Annotated in this window: 17 protein-coding genes, 1 tRNA gene and 1 pseudogene; 15 read left to right on the forward strand and 4 right to left on the reverse strand. The window is 67.6% G+C overall.

Features of this window, described 5'->3' with window-relative positions; genetic code table 11:
- From ACIBL3_RS43900 to ACIBL3_RS43910, 3 genes and pseudogenes are all read left to right on the forward strand, one after another.
- A partial coding sequence (locus tag ACIBL3_RS43900) for an alkaline phosphatase family protein (protein WP_396359962.1) occupies positions 1 to 298 on the forward strand: 298 nt, incomplete at its 5' end.
- Positions 279 to 350 (forward strand): annotated as a pseudogene (locus tag ACIBL3_RS43905) (hypothetical protein); the annotation flags it as partial. The gene ACIBL3_RS43900 and the pseudogene ACIBL3_RS43905, both read left to right, overlap by 20 nt.
- 342 nt (positions 351 to 692) lie before the next feature.
- On the forward strand, positions 693 to 875 hold the full coding sequence (locus ACIBL3_RS43910) for a hypothetical protein (protein ID WP_396360027.1): 183 nt from the start codon (positions 693 to 695) through the stop codon (positions 873 to 875).
- Positions 876 to 933: 58 nt separating this feature from the next.
- Here ACIBL3_RS43910 and ACIBL3_RS43915 read toward each other — a convergent pair.
- Both ACIBL3_RS43915 and ACIBL3_RS43920 read right to left on the reverse strand, forming a co-directional pair.
- Positions 934 to 1,006: transfer RNA gene (locus ACIBL3_RS43915), tRNA-Lys, on the reverse strand.
- Positions 1,007 to 1,034: 28 nt separating this feature from the next.
- Positions 1,035 to 3,005, reverse strand: a complete 1,971-nt coding sequence (locus tag ACIBL3_RS43920; protein ID WP_396359963.1) for an alpha-N-acetylglucosaminidase TIM-barrel domain-containing protein — start codon at positions 3,003 to 3,005, stop codon at positions 1,035 to 1,037.
- 42 nt (positions 3,006 to 3,047) lie between these two features.
- On the opposite strand from ACIBL3_RS43920, the gene ACIBL3_RS43925 reads away from it, so the two are divergent.
- From ACIBL3_RS43925 to ACIBL3_RS43950, 6 genes are all read left to right on the forward strand, one after another.
- Complete coding sequence (locus tag ACIBL3_RS43925; protein WP_396359964.1) at positions 3,048 to 4,286, forward strand: ROK family protein; 1,239 nt, start codon at positions 3,048 to 3,050, stop codon at positions 4,284 to 4,286.
- Entirely contained in the window at positions 4,279 to 5,583 is a 1,305-nt protein-coding gene (locus ACIBL3_RS43930) for an ABC transporter substrate-binding protein (RefSeq protein WP_396359965.1), read from the forward strand. The genes ACIBL3_RS43925 and ACIBL3_RS43930 overlap by 8 nt, the downstream gene beginning before the upstream one ends.
- Complete coding sequence (locus ACIBL3_RS43935; protein ID WP_396359966.1) at positions 5,573 to 6,439, forward strand: carbohydrate ABC transporter permease; 867 nt, start codon at positions 5,573 to 5,575, stop codon at positions 6,437 to 6,439. Before ACIBL3_RS43930 ends, ACIBL3_RS43935 begins: the two co-directional genes overlap by 11 nt.
- Positions 6,436 to 7,251 (forward strand): carbohydrate ABC transporter permease, encoded by an 816-nt coding sequence (locus tag ACIBL3_RS43940; RefSeq protein WP_396359967.1) that lies wholly within the window; start codon positions 6,436 to 6,438, stop codon positions 7,249 to 7,251. The genes ACIBL3_RS43935 and ACIBL3_RS43940 overlap by 4 nt, the downstream gene beginning before the upstream one ends.
- 97 nt (positions 7,252 to 7,348) lie before the next feature.
- Entirely contained in the window at positions 7,349 to 7,984 is a 636-nt protein-coding gene (locus ACIBL3_RS43945; RefSeq protein WP_396359968.1) for a hypothetical protein, read from the forward strand.
- Between the two features lie 144 nt (positions 7,985 to 8,128).
- Complete coding sequence (locus tag ACIBL3_RS43950) at positions 8,129 to 9,094, forward strand: DUF5937 family protein (protein ID WP_396359969.1); 966 nt, start codon at positions 8,129 to 8,131, stop codon at positions 9,092 to 9,094.
- Here ACIBL3_RS43950 and ACIBL3_RS43955 read toward each other — a convergent pair.
- Positions 9,091 to 12,522, reverse strand: a complete 3,432-nt coding sequence (locus ACIBL3_RS43955; RefSeq protein ID WP_396359970.1) for a putative Ig domain-containing protein — start codon at positions 12,520 to 12,522, stop codon at positions 9,091 to 9,093. The two genes, ACIBL3_RS43950 and ACIBL3_RS43955, sit on opposite strands and share 4 nt — an antisense overlap.
- A 338-nt stretch (positions 12,523 to 12,860) precedes the next feature.
- Here ACIBL3_RS43955 and ACIBL3_RS43960 point away from each other — a divergent pair, with 338 nt between their 5' ends.
- Complete coding sequence (locus tag ACIBL3_RS43960) at positions 12,861 to 13,346, forward strand: G5 domain-containing protein (RefSeq protein WP_396359971.1); 486 nt, start codon at positions 12,861 to 12,863, stop codon at positions 13,344 to 13,346.
- On the opposite strand, the gene ACIBL3_RS43965 is transcribed toward ACIBL3_RS43960, so the two are convergent.
- Positions 13,343 to 13,942 (reverse strand): TIGR03086 family metal-binding protein, encoded by a 600-nt coding sequence (locus tag ACIBL3_RS43965; protein ID WP_396359972.1) that lies wholly within the window; start codon positions 13,940 to 13,942, stop codon positions 13,343 to 13,345. The two genes, ACIBL3_RS43960 and ACIBL3_RS43965, sit on opposite strands and share 4 nt — an antisense overlap.
- 52 nt (positions 13,943 to 13,994) lie before the next feature.
- Between ACIBL3_RS43965 and ACIBL3_RS43970 the strand changes: the two genes are divergently transcribed.
- The 5 genes from ACIBL3_RS43970 to ACIBL3_RS43990 all read left to right on the forward strand — a co-directional run bounded on the left by ACIBL3_RS43970 (position 13,995) and on the right by ACIBL3_RS43990 (position 16,939).
- Positions 13,995 to 14,414: a MarR family winged helix-turn-helix transcriptional regulator gene (locus tag ACIBL3_RS43970; RefSeq protein WP_396359973.1), complete on the forward strand. Its 420-nt coding sequence runs from the start codon at positions 13,995 to 13,997 to the stop codon at positions 14,412 to 14,414.
- A gap of 78 nt (positions 14,415 to 14,492) precedes the next feature.
- A complete protein-coding gene (locus tag ACIBL3_RS43975) occupies positions 14,493 to 15,371 on the forward strand; it encodes a hypothetical protein (protein WP_396359974.1) in 879 nt (292 codons plus the stop codon).
- A 50-nt stretch (positions 15,372 to 15,421) separates the two neighbouring features.
- Positions 15,422 to 15,727: a DoxX family protein gene (locus tag ACIBL3_RS43980; RefSeq protein WP_396359975.1), complete on the forward strand. Its 306-nt coding sequence runs from the start codon at positions 15,422 to 15,424 to the stop codon at positions 15,725 to 15,727.
- A 43-nt stretch (positions 15,728 to 15,770) separates the two neighbouring features.
- Positions 15,771 to 16,280 carry a sigma-70 family RNA polymerase sigma factor gene (locus ACIBL3_RS43985; RefSeq protein ID WP_337010419.1) on the forward strand — a complete coding sequence of 170 codons (510 nt, stop codon included), beginning with the start codon at positions 15,771 to 15,773 and terminating at the stop codon, positions 16,278 to 16,280.
- Complete coding sequence (locus ACIBL3_RS43990; RefSeq protein WP_396359976.1) at positions 16,277 to 16,939, forward strand: anti-sigma factor family protein; 663 nt, start codon at positions 16,277 to 16,279, stop codon at positions 16,937 to 16,939. Before ACIBL3_RS43985 ends, ACIBL3_RS43990 begins: the two co-directional genes overlap by 4 nt.
- The last annotated feature ends 220 nt before the right edge of the window (positions 16,940 to 17,159 follow it).

Consider the following 17,159-nt stretch of genomic DNA (forward strand, 5'->3'; position numbering starts at 1 on the left):
GACACCACCACCGAGGCCCGCGATGCTCACTGACACCTCCAGGTGGTCCCATGCTCGTGGCAACGAGGTGGTCCCATCACGCTGGCAAGCGACAGACGACTTCTTCGAGGATGCTGAGCAGGGGAGGTTGCCCACCTACTCGTTCATCGAACCGAATCTGCTGCACGCGCACAACGACTACCACCCGGCCTACAACGCGCTCTTCCCCGGGCTCTCTGCTGATTCCCCGTCGTCGATCCTGCGCGGGGGAGGAGCTGCTCGCTCGCGTCTATTCGGCCATCCGCACCTCGTCCACTGAGGATGGGTCGAACTTCGCCAACACGCTTCTCTTGGTCGCCTTCGACGAGCACGGCGGCAACTACGACCACGTCCCGCCTCCGAGCGCTCCGCCACCCGACCCGGCGGCTCCTGCCGGGAGATGGGATTCCGCTTCGATCGCTCGGGCGTCCGCATTCCGACAGTGGCAGTCTCCGCCTACATCGACCCGAGACCGTCGTGACCGAGGAATATCGCAACACGTCCCTGATCCGGACTCTCAGGGAGCGCTTCTCCCTCGGGCCACCTCTCACCGGACGCGATGCGGTCGCCGCCGACATCGCCCGATCCTGACCCGCGACACCCCGCGACCCCAAGAGGACTGGCCCGAGGTCACCGCTCGCGCGGTACCCCCGCTGCTCGACCCGATCACCCCGATGGACCAGCAACTGCCCCCACTCGGCCAGATCCTCCTCGGCGCCTTCATCGAAATGGACACCCTCAACACCGGCACCGTGCCATCAATCAACCCGAGGACCGCCACCGGCCAACAGGCCCACGACTACCTGCTAGAACGCACCACCCGAATCTGGCCCGCCCTCGCCCACCCGACTCACTGACCACCGCCAACCTCACGCGCCCAGAACGCCCGAGCCCAACCTCTAACCTGCGATTCGGTAGGCCCCGTGGGACTCGAACCCACAACCCGCGGATTAAAAGTCCGCTGCTCTGCCAGTTGAGCTAGAGGCCCTCTCACGAGGGGTGAGGGGAATAGTGTGTCAGGTTTGTCCAGGGGTTTGGTGGTGGGGTGGGGGTTGGGCGGTGGAGTAGGTGGTGTGGAGGTGGCGGGAGAGGGTGACCAGGTCGCCTCGGGGTGCTGGGAGTACGTCGGAGGTCCAGCGGGAGAGGTAGTAGGGGGTGAGTAGGCCGGAGTAGTGGCGGGCGGCGTAGTCGTTGAGGTGGGGGGTGGGGCCCCAGGTGGTGAGGATTTGGTGGGCGTTGCGCTCGAAGAGGGCGCGGTCTTCAACCGACTCCGCCCAGCGGACCGCCTTCGATTCCCAGGTGGTGAGGCGGAAGTCGGGGTGGGTGGCTAGTAGGGCATCGAGGGCGGGGAAGAGGGACAGGAAGGCGTTGCGGTCTGTGAGGTAGTAGTGGTCGGCGAGGCGGGTCAGGTACGCGATGGCCACGGTGACCAGGTCGTGGGCTAGTGGGCCATCCAGCAACACAGGGTTGTCCTCGGCTGCGGTGATGAGGGCGTCCCAGGCGCGTGCCAGGACGGTCGGGTCGTACCAGAGGGCGCCTTCGATCACAGACCTCGAGTGGTACGACGGTTCCTTCGTCAGCACCCCGTGGAAGTGTTCGGGGAAGATCGGGATCTCGCAGGAGTAGATGGTCGCCAGCAGATCACGCCAGGCATGCCCTAGAGACGAGACGCCGTAGCGACAGGCGGCCCAGGAGTCGAGCCAGGTCTCGAGGTCGACGGACGTCCAGGCCAGGTCGGCGATGAGCTCGAAGAAGACCGGGTTGTTGTGGATCGCCTCCATCGACAGGCCCAGGCCGGTAGGGGGATTGGCGGAAGCGAGGGCGGCCTCGACGGCCGGCGGGACGGCGGGGAGGTCGGCGGCGGGGTCGGTGCGGCCGCCGAAGTTCAGGAGGCCGCACCACAGCCAGGGCTTCCCGCCGAAGCCGTCGAACCGCTGCCACTGCGGATCCCGCTCGGCCCACAGGTCGGCCACCACCATCCCGTCCGCAGCGGCCAGAAACTCCCGAACCCGCGCATCGGTCCAGAACTCCTTGTGGTACGAGAACGGCCACGCCTGCATCAACCACACCGCGGAATGATCCGCGCCGCGCAGCCCAGCGAGCGTGGCAGCTGCAACAGCTGCTGGATCCGCGTCGACCGGGATCATCTCGATGAACGGGTCCGCCGCATAGACGTGATCCGTCCCGAGCAACTCGATCTGCGTCGACGTGATCGCCGTACCGAGCGATACATACAACGGATCGCCGGCATCGAGCACCACCGTCTCGAACCCCTGCCACGTGCGAACCCGCCCCGGCGCCAGCTCCCGCGGGATGTGCCCGGTGAACGCCGGCAGCACCGGCGTCATCCCGAACGCCCGCTCCCGCTCGAGAATCCGCCGGCCCAGCTCGAGATGCGAGGAGATCCAGTACGACGGAAGCGGCCCGGCGAAACTGTCGAGGCAGCCCATGTAGACGAACGGCAGGTACCCCGGACCGCCCAAGAAGGACCGTACGGCGTCAGCCGGCAACCCCAACCGGGTGTACGCCGAGAACAGCACCGCCTCGTGCCCGGTCAGCGCGAGCGGCATGGTCACGCCGTGCAGCGCCATCCAGTCGATCTCGCGCTCCCACTCCGGCCAGTCCCAGTACGCCATCGTGTAGCTGAACGTGCAGAAGTTCAGGTAGTAGAACTCGCTCACCCGCGCCTCGCCGCGAGTCATCTCGCAGTCCGGCAGCGAGCCGAGCCGAAGGGGCAGAACCGTGTCCCAGCCGACCGAACGACCGCACACATTCCGCAGGTAGTGGTGGAGGCCGACGGCCGCACTCACACCGTCGGTCGCGGCCACCGCGAGCTCGCCGCCGCAGGCGCCGTACTCGAAGCGGCGCCCGTCACCTGCCAGCCCGGTGAAGCTGACGGAAGCCCCGAGCACGCGCCGCGCCAGCCCCTCGAGGGCAGAAATCCAACCCGCCTGACGGCTTGACGGAGTTAGTTTCGTGCGATCCATAATAAATACCCTCGCACACCGGACAGCGCAGCGGGAAGGGTGATGATGGACGAACTGGTCGCCGTGGGCACCGAGCTCATGCGTGGGATCAACGCGGACGCCGTCCTGCGGCAGCTCCGGGCCGAGCCCAGCATGACCGTGTCCGCGCTGGCCAAGAAGGTCGGACTCAGCCGGCAGGCGGTCACCCGTTCCCTGGTCGCGCTGGAGGCCGAGGGGCTGGTCGAGTTCAGCGCCCCCGAGCGGAACGCGGCCAAGGTCGGCCGTCCGGCGCAGCGCGTGCGGTTCCGGGCCGAGTCGGGCCGTCTACTCGGCCTGTCGATCAGCCCGCAGGACGTCCGCGTGGCGGTGTCCGACCTGGCCGGCGCGATCGTCGCCACCAGCACGGTCCAGCTCGACGCGGGCACGAGCGGAGCGGACGGCGTAGAGGTCCTGGTGGCCACGGTGCAGCAGGCGACTAAGGATGCCGACATCTGGTTCGCCACCGTCGGCGCGCCGGGCATCGTCGACCTGGACGCCCAGGTCATCAAGCTCATCCCGAGCAAGCCCGGGCTCGCCGGCGACATCGTCGTACGGCGGCTGAGCGAAGTCCTCACGTGTCCGGTGCATCTCGACAACGACGTGAAGCTGGCGACACAGGGCGAGCGGTGGCGTGGTGCGCAGCGGCGTGAGGACTCGGTGGTGATGATCCACTGGGGTGAGCGGGTCGGCGCCGGGATCGTGCTGCAGGGCGAGCTGTACCGGGGCGCCTCGAACGACTCCGGTGACATCGGCTTTCTCGACCTGCTGGCCGGCGAGACCCGGACCAACCCGGACGGCCTCGGACCGTTCGAGGACTGGGTCGGCGCCGACGAGATCGTCCGGCTGAGCGGGCTGCAGACCACGTTCGAGGAGGTCCTGGACGCGTACGTCGCCGGTCATCCGGCCGCGGTCGGCGCGATCGAGACCGTGGCCGGCCGGTTCGCGAAGGGCGTGGCCGCGATCCGGTCGATCCTCGATCCGCAGCTCGTCGTGATCGGCGGCCCGATGGCCAGGTGCGGCGAACCGTTGCTGGAGGCAATCCGCCGGCACCTGGACAGCCAGGCCCTGAACCAGCCGCCGCTCGCCGTGTCCTCGCTGGGCGACGACGCCGTCGTGTACGGCGCTCTGCACCACTGCCTGGCCGAGATCGAGCGGACCCGGTTCGAGCGCGTCAGGAGCAGTATCCGCCGAGCAGCCGCTCGCGGCCCACTACCGGCCGAGGCTCCACCGGCCGCCATCGGTGAAGGAGAATCCCATGCGTAGGACTGCCGCGAAACTGCTCGCGCTCGGGGCCGCCGCCGTACTCACCACGAGCGCCTGCGCGGGCGCCGGCGGACCGCAGGCCGGGCCGGCGACGCAGGCGAGCGTGGCCACCACGGTCCCCAGCGACCCGGTCACCCTGACGCTCGCCTACACCGACGACCCGCCGACCAAGGCGCTGATCGAGGGCTTCCGGAAGAAGTACCCGAACGTCACCATCAAGCCGCAGCAGACGCCGTTCAACGACTACATCAAGTCGATCAAGCTGGCGATGGCCTCCGACCAGCCGCCGGACATCGCCGAGTACAACCCCGGCGCGATGAACACGCTGGTCCCGGCCAAGCTCATCCTGGATCTCAACCCGTACGCCGACGCGTACGGCTGGGACACCAAGTTCCCGCAGTCCAGTCTCGAGGTGCTCAAGTCGGACCAGTCGGCCAAGCAGTTCGGCACCGGCAACCTGTACGCCGTACCGGGTGGACTGTCGATCCTCGGCGTCTTCTACAACAAGTCGATGGTGTCGAAGGTGCCGACGTCGCTGCCCGAGTTCGAGGCGGAGCTCGAGCGCCAGAAGGCGGCCGGGCGCGTGCCGCTGAGCGTCGGCGCGCTCCAGGTCGGCGGCTTCCACCTGTGGAACGCGCTGCTCAACGTGATCGGGTCGGTCGACGACTACCGCGCCTGGGTCTACGGCAAGCCGGACGCGACGATCGCGACCGACAAGGCGAAGCAGGCCACCGAGACGCTGCAGCAGTGGGTGCAGAAGGGGTACGTCGCCAAGTCCGCCAACGCCACCGCGGACCCGGACGCCCAGGCGAACTTCGCGCAGGGCAAGAGCGCGTTCCTGGTCACCGGCAACTGGGCGGCGGCCGCGCTGGAGACGCAGTTGAAGGACAAGGTCGGCTTCTTCCCGATGCCGACCCCGCACGGCGGTGCGGTGAAGGTCGCTTCCGGCGCCAGTGTCGCGTACGCGATCTCGTCCAAGACGAAGCACCCGAACGTCGCCGCGGCCTTCCTCGACTACATGAGCTCGCCGGAGGCGGCGCAGATCCAGTTCGCCGGCGGGTTCATGCCGGTCGACACCAAGGCCGGGCTGACCGCGACCGGGCTGCGCGCCGACATCGCGGAGCAGTTCGCACCGATTGCCCAGAGCAACGGCATCGTGCCGTTCCCGGACTTCGCGTCGCCGGGCATGATCGACAAGCTGACGCCGGGGATCCAGGGCCTGATCAACGGGACCACCACGACCGACCAGTTCCTCGCGTCGCTGCAGGAGTCGTGGACCGCCCACCATGCCGGCTAGACGCCGGGCGCGCGGGTGGGTCTATGTCCTGCCCGCGCTGCTCGTCTACTTCGGGTTCGCGATCTGGCCGGCGCTCAACACGGTCAGGCTCTCGTTCCTGAAGTGGGACGGCATCCTCGCGCCGACCTGGGCCGGATTCTCCAACTACACCAGGATCTTCCAGGACCCGACGCTGTACGAGGCGATCCTGCACAGCCTGGTGCTGATCGTGTTCTTCTCCTTCATCCCGGTAGTGCTCGGGCTGCTGATGACCGGGCTGCTGCTCGGCAAGGTCCGGCGTGGGATGACGTTCTTCCGGGTGGTGTTCTTCCTGCCGCAGGTGCTGCCGTTGGTTGCCGTCGGCATCACCTGGCGGTGGCTCTACAGCGAGGACGGGGTGATCAACCAGATCCTCGCCGGTGTGGGGCTTCGGGGCATCACCCGGGCGTGGCTCGGCGACTACGACCTGGCCCTGATCGCGCTCGGCCTGATCGGGACCTGGGTGATGAGCGGGCTCTGCATGATGCTGTTCCTGGCCGGCGCGCAGAAGATCGACACCTCGCTCTACGAGGCCGCCACGCTGGACGGCGCCGGGCCGTTCCGGACCTTCCGGCACGTCACGCTCCCCGGCGTCCGCGAGGAGGTCACGATCGCCGGCGTGATCACGACGATCGCCGCCTTGGCGAGCTTCGACCTGGTCTTCGTGACGACGAACGGCGGTCCGGCCGGGCAGACGAACGTCCCGGGTCTGCTGGTGTACAGGTTGGCCTTCAACGAAAGCCGAATCGGTGACGCCAGCGCGCTGGCCGTCGTACTGACCGTCCTGGTCGTGGCGATCGTGACCACGATCCGCCGAGTCGCGAGGGTGGGCCGATGAGGATAGGGATGGGCCTGCGGTACGGCGTTCTGCTCGTGATGGCGACCATGGTGCTGCTGCCGTTGGCGGGGATCGTGCTGACCGCGTTGCACTCGCCGAGTGAGCAGGTCAGTGGCCTCAGCATCCCGGACCACTGGTCGTGGCAGAACTTCAAGCTGGCGTGGAACCAGGGCAACTTCACGAACCTGATGCGCTCGAGTGTGCTGATCGCGGTCTGCGTCGTACCGCTCGCGGTCGTGCTGGCGACGTTGGCGGCGTACGGGCTGGAAGTCCTTGAGGTGTGGGGGAATCGCGGGTTGTCGGCCGGGTTCGTGCTGGGGCTGACGCTGCCGGTCGAGCTCGTGGTCGTTGCCCTGTACTACAACCTGCAGCAGGTCGGCCTGACGAACTCCTACCTCGGCATCATCCTGGCTGAGGTCGCTCTGTTCATGCCGTTCGGGGTGTATTGGATGCAGTCGCACTTCTCCGGACTGCCCGGTGAGTTGGTCGAGGCGGCGCGGGTCGACGGGGCCCGCGATCTCGCCGTACTGGTGCGAGTTCTGCTGCCGATCTCCTGGCCGGCGGTGACGACGCTCTCGGTGCTCTACTTCATGTGGTCGTGGAACCAGTTCCTGCTGGTGCTGGTGATGATGCAGGATCCGGACCGCCGTACGGCGCCTGCCGGGCTCGGGCTGTTCGTCGGGCAGTACTCGACGAACATCCCGCTGCTGTCGGCGGCGAGCCTGATCGTGATCGCCCCGATCGTGCTGGTCTACCTCACCTTCCAGCGGAACTTCGTCAACGGGATCACACAGGGAGCAGTCAAGAATTGACAGCTGGTCACTGTTCGTGAGGGCCCGTACGGCGTACTCTCGTGCCCAGGGGAGACGATCGCGCAGGGGGAGGCGCGCTCGGCGTTAGGGGACAGGCATGAGTGTTGTGGGGCGGTCTGCAATCGCACCGGCGCACGACGAGGTGGTGAGCGCCTGGCGGGAGATCCTCGACCTCGCGAGCACCATGGATCTCGCCGACCGGATCGTGATCGGAGTGAAGCTGCGAGCGCGTGCCGACACGCTGGCGGCGCAGGAAGAACTGGCCCGGGGTGCGGAGGATCTGGCCAGGGACGCGCGGGCGTTCGCGGCGGCGGTGCGGCTGCAGAACCCACTGACCAAGGTGTTCCTGGCGGTCGGCATCGCGTCGGGCGCGCTCGGATTCTTCGGCCTGTGGTCGCTCTCGGCCCTGAAGAACACCTTGTTCGCCGACGCCTCGATGCCCCAGACAACGGCAGCCCTGCTCGGCGTGCTGACCGTAGCCTCCGGAGCCGTGGTCGTGGGAGTTCTCCGCGGCGCCGTAGTAGCTGCCCAGACCGCGGTAGAGGTTGTTGAAAACGTCAAGCACCCGTGCACCGTCCTCCTCCGGGAAGTCCGCCCAGCCGAAGAACGCCTGTTCGCACTCTTCAACCAACGAGTCCCAGAACCACCCATCACCGCCGGCCCACTGATCGTCCTAGGCGTAGTAGGCCTCCTCAACGGCATCCTCCTCGCCACCCTCCTGAACGTCGGCTGACGTGCGCCAGGGCGGCTGCGACCGCCAGCGCGCCGAGGAGATCCTTCCGCGGCAGCGCGTTCACGACAGCAGTAGTCGTGGGGTCGAGAGTCGGCCGGCGGAGTCCGCGGCTGGAACGATTTAGGGGAGGGCTACATTGACGGGGTGCTGACCTACGAGCTGACCGGGCAGGATCTGGAGGACATCCGGTTCGCGATCTCGCCTGCGGCGGAGACTGTGCTGTCGTTGCGGGCGTTGCAGGATCCTGGTCGGTTTCCGTTGCAGTTGCCGTGGGTTCGGGCTGTTCAGCCGGTGCTGGAGCAGCTCGACTGGGGCGTGCTGCGGTGGTTGGTGAACGACACCATGGGCAGTCCGGATTTCCTGACGCCGCGCCCGACGTCGCCGCTGACCCAGTTCGATGAGGAGCTCGCGCTCGTCGGGGCGGTCGATCGCGAGACGTTCGAGCGGCAGGTTGTCGCGGTCAACGGGCTGGTACCCGACGAGCTCGCCGGGCCCGATGGCGTTGCGAGGATCGTGGATGCGCTGGGCGAGTACTGGCGGACCGTGATGGCGCCGTACTGGGACCGGATGCGCACGATCCTGTCCGCGGACATCAGCTACCGCGGTCATCTCGTCACCCAGCAGGGGACCGCGGCGATGCTGAACGACCTCGCCCCGGTCATCAGCTACCAGGACGGTCGGTTGCGGATCGACCAGGTGAGCAATCCCAGTCGTACGGAAAGCATCGACGGTCGCGGGCTGGTGCTGCAGCCCACGCTGTTCGGCCCGCATGCGGTGATCCCGTTCGACATCGGCGCCGAGCCGTTGATCGGTTATCCGCCCCGCGGGCAAGGCAATCTGTGGTCGGTCGTCGAGCCGCCGTCGCCACGCGATCTGGATCAGCTCATCGGTACGCCGCGTGCCCACATCCTTGCCCTGCTCACCCATCCACGGACCACCAGCGACCTCGCCGCCGAGCTGAAGGTCACCCCGTCCGCGGTCAGCCAGCACCTGCAGCTGCTTCGTCGTACCGGTCTGGTCGAAGCGCAGCGCACCGGCAAGCTCGTGCTCTACCGCCCGACCGAGCTGGCCGACCTGCTGACGGGCAGCAGGTCGGCCAACAACCCCTAAGCCTTGAGCAGTTGCACTTCGGCCAGGTTGGTGAAGCCGCCGTGGCCGTCGTACACCCGGATCATGGGCACGCTGACCGTCGAAGTCAGCGGGAACACGTACCACTGGTTGCCATCGACAACACCGTTGATCGTGGCCAAGGTCGTCCACGTGGTCCCGCCGTCAGTGGAGGACTGGACGACCGTGCCGTTGGCCCGGCTCGGGAAGTTCGTCCGCGGATGGACCCGGACGGCGTTGAACTCCAACGGCGCGGTCACCTTGACCCAGCCGTTGCCGCTGGTGGTGTCGGTGAAGGTGTTGATGTTGCCGTCGAACATCCGCCACCCGTTGTCCTCCGCCGTACTGACCCCCGGGAAGACCACGCTCGACGCGACCACCCAGCCCGGCTGGATCGCAAGCGTCTGTACGGCGCTGTTCCACAGTTGGAGCGTGGATCCGTCCGTCGAGGACACGATCGTGGCACCGGGGTCGCCCGCAGCCGTCGTGTAGTCGACCGCGAACTGAAGCGCCCGCCCGTAGCCGACGTCGTCCGGGAGCACCAGCTTGGCCGTCCAGTGCTGACTGTCCGAGCTCGTGACCGTGGCGGCGCGTCCCTCGATCGTCGCCGTGACCGCACTGAGTGGCTCGGTAGCGGTCAGGGTCAGCGTGACAGTGTCGCCGTTCTGGGCGAGCTTCGGGTCGCTGTTGCTCGACGAGATCGACACCGCGTTGAGCGCCGTACTCATCTCGATCCGCTCGCCGTGCACCCGGAACTCGCTGAAGCTGGACAGACCCGGGTACGCCGGATCGGTCGGCACGCCGGGGTGGTCGACCTGGAGCTTGAGGAACCGGAAGCTCTGATCCTTGACCTCGTCGCGGACCGGGATGGTCTCCAGCTCGAACGCCCGGTCGCTGGTGTTGGTGGTCTCCCGCGACGTCAGCAGCGTCCAGGTCCGTCCGTCGTTCGAGCCGTACACGTTGGCGCCTTCCGAGCGGTTGGCGAAGTTGTACCGCGCCTGCAGCCCGAACGCGTCGGCCCGGACCCGGAAGCCGCTGCCGTAGTCGAGGATCGCCGGCGCCCGGAGATCACCCGAGAAGGTGTTCATGTCGCCGTCCAGCATGTTGCCAATGGCAACCGGTGTGATCGTCGCCGAGGTCGCGCGACCCCAGTAGTCGAACGAGCCGTCGTCCGCCAGCGTCGGCGTGAGCTTCTCCAGTGCGGCGACTGCCTTCTGTACGGCGACGAGGTCGGCAGCGAACGTCGCGGTGTCGGATTCCAGGTGCGAGGTCGCCAATGCCGCAGCCGAGGTGACGGCGGCTGCGCTCGACCGGACATAGGCGGTCCCCGGGTCGTAGCCCTCTAGCGCCGCGGCGATAGCCTTCTGGCGGTTGGCGGCGACTGTGACCGACACACGGAGTACGGAGTTCGTCCTGCCGTCGTCGGCCACGATGAAGGTCTTGTGCTCTCCGACCTGACTGCTCGTCGGGGTCCACGTGAGTGCGCCGGTCTGCGCGTCCAGGGTGGCTTGGCTCGGGAGCGCCGTACCGGCGGTGTAGGTCACCGGGTCGGTGTCGGTGGCGGACAGGTCTGTGGTGAACGGCTCGCCGGCGATCGCGACGAGACGGGTGTCCGCGCCTTCGGGGAACGTCGGGGGTGTGAGTTGGCTCTTGGTCTGCAAGTTGACGGCATCGATGTCCACGGCAACCTTCGACGACCCGACAACCGTGTAGTACGCCAGCGACTCACCGCCTGCGCTACCACGTAGCTTGGCGGTGTCCATGTCGTAGGTGAGGTAGCGCCAGGCGCCCTTCGTGTCCGGCACGGTCAAGGAGTAGTACGGCGCCAGCGTCCGCTCCTTGCGCAGCTGCAACGTGGCCGTGCCGTTGGTGCGGACGAGGACCCCGACCGGGCTGTAGCCGTTCCGGTTGTCGTAGAGCAGCGACCGTACGGCGATCGTCGTACCGGCTCGACTCGCGTTCATCCGGACATAGCCGTCGCGGATCGACGTGCCGGGAGTGATCGGGAAGGTTCGAGTCTCCGCTTGGATGAGTGCGTCCTTCTGCACCGGTGGGACTGTGCCGGCGACCGAGGACGGGAAGGACAACCAGGAGTCCGGATTCCAGTCCGGGTTGCTGTTCCAGTAGTTGTACGACGCCGTGCCCCAGTAGAACCGTGCGGCCGCGTCCTGCCGTGTCGCGATCTCGGTGATGCTCGGCGCGATCACCCGGATCGCGGTGCCGAGCTTGTCCTTGTAGAGGTGGTACAGCTCATTCGTGGGATCGAAGATCCGGCCGCGGTACGCCTGGGACAGCACCCCGCCGCGTTCGGTGGTGTCGATCCACGGGATGTCCTTGCCGAGCATGAACGCGAAGAACTGCTCCGAGCCGCGCAGCAGGCGGTAGTCGCCGAACTCCCACGGCGAGACCGCGTTCCGCTGCGTGGAGACGGTGCCGCGCAACGGGTCCAGCCGGGTGCCCTGGATGTCGATCACGCGGGCGAGCTGGGTGAGCATGCTGACGTCGTCCCAGGCGTGCGCCTGGTCGCGACCCATCTCCTGCAGCTGCACGAACGACCGCCCGTACGGGTTGCGCGGGTCGTTCTTCGCGATCACCGGCATCACCTTGGCGAGTGCGCCGTTCGTGTCGTCGTCGGGGTTGGTGGAGTTCACCGAGAACCACTCGACCGCCTCGGTGTAGCGGGGCAGGTTGTCGGTGAAGACGTAGCCCGCGAGCGCGCCGATCAGCGAGTAGCTGTGCTGGTTCATGAAGTTGCGGTTGCGGTACAGGAAGGTCTGCGTCATCGGTACGATCAGGTTGGCGGTGAGATCGGCGGTGTCGGCGTCGTTCCACTGCAGGTCGTAACCGTCGGTCCCGGGGGTGACGCTCGAGTACCGGAGGATCTCCGCGGCGGCCAGCATCCGCATCAGCGGTGGGCCGCTGTGGATGTGCGCGTCCGGGTAGTACGCGTACGCGGCCGGATTCATGTGACTCCAGATCCGGACCAGCTTCAGGCCGTTGGCCCGGTGCACCGGGTTGCCGGTGATGACGTAGAGAATCGCCTGTGTGTAGGCGCGAAACGCGTCGTCGATGAACAGCGACTGCACGCCTTGGGAGTTGAACGCGCTGTTCGCCGGCCGGTCCACGACCGGGCCTTGGTTCCGCGAGCTGAACGTCGCGGACGCGTACGCCGTCGCGGTCATGGCGGCGTAGTACGACGCCCAAGGCTCGACGCCGGCCTGCACTTGAGCGCGGACGCGTTCCAGCGAGTCCGCGCTGACCGCCAGCCCCGGATGCACGAACCCGGCGCTCGAAGTGACCCGGTTCAAGGTCACCGCCGGGTACTCCGTGACGGCCGCGGACGCCGTGGACGGAACGGTCAAGATCGCCACGATGATCGCCAGCGCGCTCACCAGAGCCGCGCGGCGAAGTCTTCCCAGAACAGCCAACATGGACCCTCTCCTCCAGTGGTGTGCCCGCGAGCCTCGCACCGCCTCCGCACCACGGCAAGCGCTTACCAACCACCGAAATTTTCAGATTCCAACGCCGTTCGGGCCTCGACTTCAAACAGGTCGTGGTGGTACAGATCGGAACTCATCCGGGAGGTCCGGGTGCTGACAATCCCGCCGCGGGGGGAAACTGCGGCGGGTTGGGGGGAATTGTGCGTTTGTCTCACGCTGCGCTGGCGCCTGCGCTCCTACTGGTCGTGGCCGGCTGCGGATCCACTGGTACGTCGGAAGTCCCCGAGCCGGCTGCGGTCGCGGGAAGCCGGGCCGTGGTGACACCGACGGTGACTCCGACTCCGACTCCTACACCGACTCCGAAGGCAGTCACGACGCCGGCGACCAAGCCGAAGCCGGTGACGACCAAGAAGACCGTGGTGGAGTTCAAGGTCATTCCGTTCAAGACGAAGACCGTGACGGACTCCTCGCTGCCGAAAGGCGAGAAGTCTGTCACCACACAAGGCGTGAACGGCACGCGCCGGCTCACCTATGAGGTGACGATCGTCGACGGCGTGCAGACGGCGAAGGAGCTCGTCAAGCAGGAGGTGGCCAAGCAGCCGCGGACTCAGGTAACCACGGTCGGCACCAAGGTCGAGGAGGAGTCGGGCTGCGACCCGAACTACGGCGGTGGCTGTGTCCCGATCGCGAGTGACGTCGACTGTTCAGGGGGAAGCGGCAACGGGCCCGAGTACGTGCGCGGTCCGGTCACAGTCATCGGTGACGACGTCTACGACCTGGACCGCGACAACGACGGGCTGGGTTGTGAGGACTAGACGGCCTTGGGCCAGGAAGGATTGCGGCCCAGGTGGGCGAGGATCTTGTCGAGGGGGTCGGCGCCTGACCAGGGGATGTCGGGGCCGAAGGGCGAGCCCGGGGTCAGGCGGAGGTCGCCAGTGGGGACGAGCTGGGCCACCTCGCGCGCCGCGTCCAGGACCTCGGGAGTAAAGGTGACCGTGGTGCCGAGCGACTTCGCGACGTCCCAGGAGTGCACCACGTAGTCGATGAAGTGGAAGCTGATCGCCTGCTGACCGGGGAACGGCTGGTCGGTGCCGAACTCCGGCAGCGGGAACTGGCGCTCGGTGACGCTGTCCTCGGCGAACGCGGCCAGGACGTGCTCGGCAGCGTCGAGGTACGCCTTGACTGGGTCGGCGCCCAGGTCGCGGACCTTCCACAGCGCCGCGTCGCCGTCGCCGCGGGAGGCGGCGGCGAAGCCGTAGTGCTGGGTCGCCATGTGCGCGAGCAGACCGTACAGCGTCCAGGACCGGCAGGGCGTCGGCTTGGCGAGATCGTCGTCGGTGACACGCGTGACCAGCTCCATGCTGGCCCGGACCGCTTGCGCGTCGGGGGAAACGTAGTCAACTGTATGCATGTGCTGATCATATGCGTCTGCTTATGATTGCGCCAGTGCTATCTTCCGTGGCGTGACCGACGAGCGCCCCGATCTCGCCGCGATGATGGCTCCGTTGGTGCGGGCGCTGATCGCGGCGGAGACGCCCGTGCTCGAGGCGAACGACATCTCGATGTGGGGTTACGCCGTACTGACCGCCCTCGACGACACCCCGGTCCGGACCCAGGCTGCGCTCGCGGAGGCGATCGGCGCGGACAAGTCGCGCATCATCGGCACCCTCGACGAGTTGCAGGACGCCGGCCTGATCGAGCGCACGCCTGATCCGGGCGACCGCCGGGTGCGGCTGCTGTCGATCACTCCCAAGGGCCGCCGGGTACGGCGCTTAGTGCGCAAAGGCATCCGGGTCGAAGAGGAGCGCCTGCTCGCCAACCTGCCGGCCGCCGATCGCCAGGCCTTCCTCCGGACGCTCCGCGCGCTGTACGACGTCTGCTGAGCACTTCCACCGACCGATGGAGCCGGTTCCCCCGCCGGAGGGATCCGTGCCGACGCGTGACCGACTGAGATTGGTCCTATGGCAAGAACGGCAACTCTCGTCTGGGCAGCGGCGTACGGATGTGTCCGCATCTGGTTCGCGACCGGCCACGCACCGAACTGGAAGTTCCCGGGCGGCGACCTGCTGATCCCCCACTGGGCCGCGGTCCTGCTGTGTGTGCTCAGTGCTGCGGCAGTCCTGGCTTTGGATCGCCGACCGAGCTCCCGGCTTCTGATCCGGACGCTGTGGGCTCTCGCTGCCGCCTGGGTCGCAGCCGCCGCGCTTGCCTTGCTCGATGTGGTCGGTGGTGTGCTGCCAGGTCTTGGACTCCCGTTCGATCTGCCCGGGATGCTGAGCAGATTCGCCGCGCTCGGTGGTGCCGCACTCCTCGGCCGGACCGCACTGACCTGCCAACGCCGACTCGGCCCGGCGCGTACGCTCGCGGAGATCCCGCGCTGGGCTTTCGTCGGCGCATGGGCCGCGGTCGCCGGCTGCCTGATCCGGCTGGCCGCGCAGGCAGTCGTCGGCTTCGACAAGACGCCGTACGGCGCGAACCTCTCGCTGGTGTTGTTCGAAGGCGGCTTCCTGCTCGCCGGCATCGCGTTGCCGCTGCTGCTGGTCTACCGCCTCGGCCGGATCTTCCCGCGCTGGATGCTGCTGCTTCCCGGCGCCGGGCTCGGCGGCGGCATCACGGCGTACTTCGGTGTCGGACTGCTCCAGATGATCGTGGCCGCGATCCAGGGCAAGCCCGCGTACGGCGACATCGGCCTGCCGGACGCCTTCTTCTGGGTGGCGGTCCCGGCGTACCTGGTCTGGGGCGTCGGCCTGGCGACCGCGACGTACGGCTTCCATCTAGCAAAAGCCGGAGCGGCAAGCGCAGCCGATTCGGAGTGTGATCTGAAAGTCACGATGTGTTGACCCCGGCGCCGGCCTGTCTCGTTCGGAAGGGCGACGACCCCTGTTCGAGCGTGCTCGGGACCAAACAGGCCGAGTTGTTCGCCTGGCCGTCCTGGTGGGCGGCCGCGATCCAGTTCGTGGGCGGAGCACTGGTGCTGATCGGCCTGGGCACCAGGTACGCTGCGCTGCTCTGCTCGGGATCAATGGCCTACGCGTACTTCACAGTGCACCAGGTGGATGCTTTGCTTCCTGTGCAGAATGGTGGCGAGAAGGCGGCACTTTTCTGCTTCGCCTTCCTGCTGATCGCGTTCCTGGGCAACGGCGCCTGGGCGGTCGAGCAAGCAGCACCGGAGAAGGCAACCGTGACAGCGGAGTGATCCCGGCCGGGACCGCCCGATGCCTGACAGAGCAGGAGCGCCGATGGCCGATGACCGGGCGGCGCTGTTGCGTGAGTTGCACGACGTGCACGCACCGGCCTTGTGGCGGTTCGTGGTCCGGCTGACCGGTGACGACCGGCTGGCCGAGGACGTCGTGCAGGAGACGCTGCTGCGCGCCTGGCGCCGGCCGCAGATCCTGACCGAGGACGAGGCGGGGGCCCGGGCCTGGCTGTTCACGGTGGCGCGCAATCTCGTCATCGACGACCGGCGCAGTGCCCGGGTCAGCCGCGAGGTGGCCAGTGACGATCTGCCGGAGAACCCGAGTGCCGACCACGCGAACGCCGTCCTCGACGCGTGGCTGGTGGCCGAGTCCCTGGCACAGTTGTCGGAGGAACATCGGCAAGTGATTGTTCGTGCCTACTACGGGCGTCGTACTGTCACTGATATCGCCGAGGAGCTGGACATCCCGTCAGGCACCGTGAAGTCGCGGCTGCACTACGGGTTGCGGGCTCTCAAGCTCGCGCTGCAGGAGAGGGGGGTGACCAGCCAGTGAGCGATCCGTACCGGGAATGGGATGCGGCCTATCTGCTCGGCGCGTTGTCGGTGCAGGAGCGGGACGAGTACGAGGAGCACCTGCGAACCTGCGACGAATGCTCGGCCGAGGTGGCCTCGCTGTCCGACGTGCCCGAGGCGATGTCCGCGCTGCCGGACGACCGCGCACTCGCTACCATCACCGCCACCCCGCCGAACCTGCTGCCCGGTTTGGTCCGCGGGGTCCAGCGAGACACCCGGAAGCGCCGGGTCCGGATCGGTATGGTGATGGCGGGAGTCGCCGCGACGGCAGCCGCGGTGAGCGCGCTGGTCGTGATCCCGCTGAGCCGCGAGGAGCCGCAGGGCGACTACGTCGTACTCGCGCAGACTGTGGCCAGCAAGCTCTCCGCGGACGCGCGATTGGTGCCGGAGCGTTGGGGTACGACGATCGAGATCAGCTGCCGGTACGACGAACTGGCCACGCCGAGCGAACGCGCCCGAGGCTACGAACTTTACGTCACTGACGCGTCCGGAAAGGCGCAGCTGATCGCGAGCTGGACGGCGGCTCCGGGGACGACGGTGAAGCCCGCCGCGACCACAAAGCTGCAGCGCAACGAGATCCGGGCGCTGGACATCCGCAGCTCGGAAAGCGGACGGGTGCTGCTCGCGGTGCACTTCTAGCGCCTGTCATACATACGCGTGAATGCCTGATTACCAGTGGGGCACCTGACAGTTACGAGGGGCGGTCGCTCGAGAGGCCGGTTACTCGAGACCCCGGTGTTCAGGGACGTGCACCGGGGTCGCCGCTTGTCCGGCTCGCCAACGGTCGGCGCAGAATTTTCCGGCGATCCTGTAACACTCGGCCCGTCACCGGCGATACACCGTGTGTAACGCCACTGAG

The sequence above is a fragment of the Kribbella sp. NPDC050124 genome, from assembly GCF_044460355.1.
Classification (GTDB): Bacteria; Actinomycetota; Actinomycetes; order Propionibacteriales; family Kribbellaceae; genus Kribbella.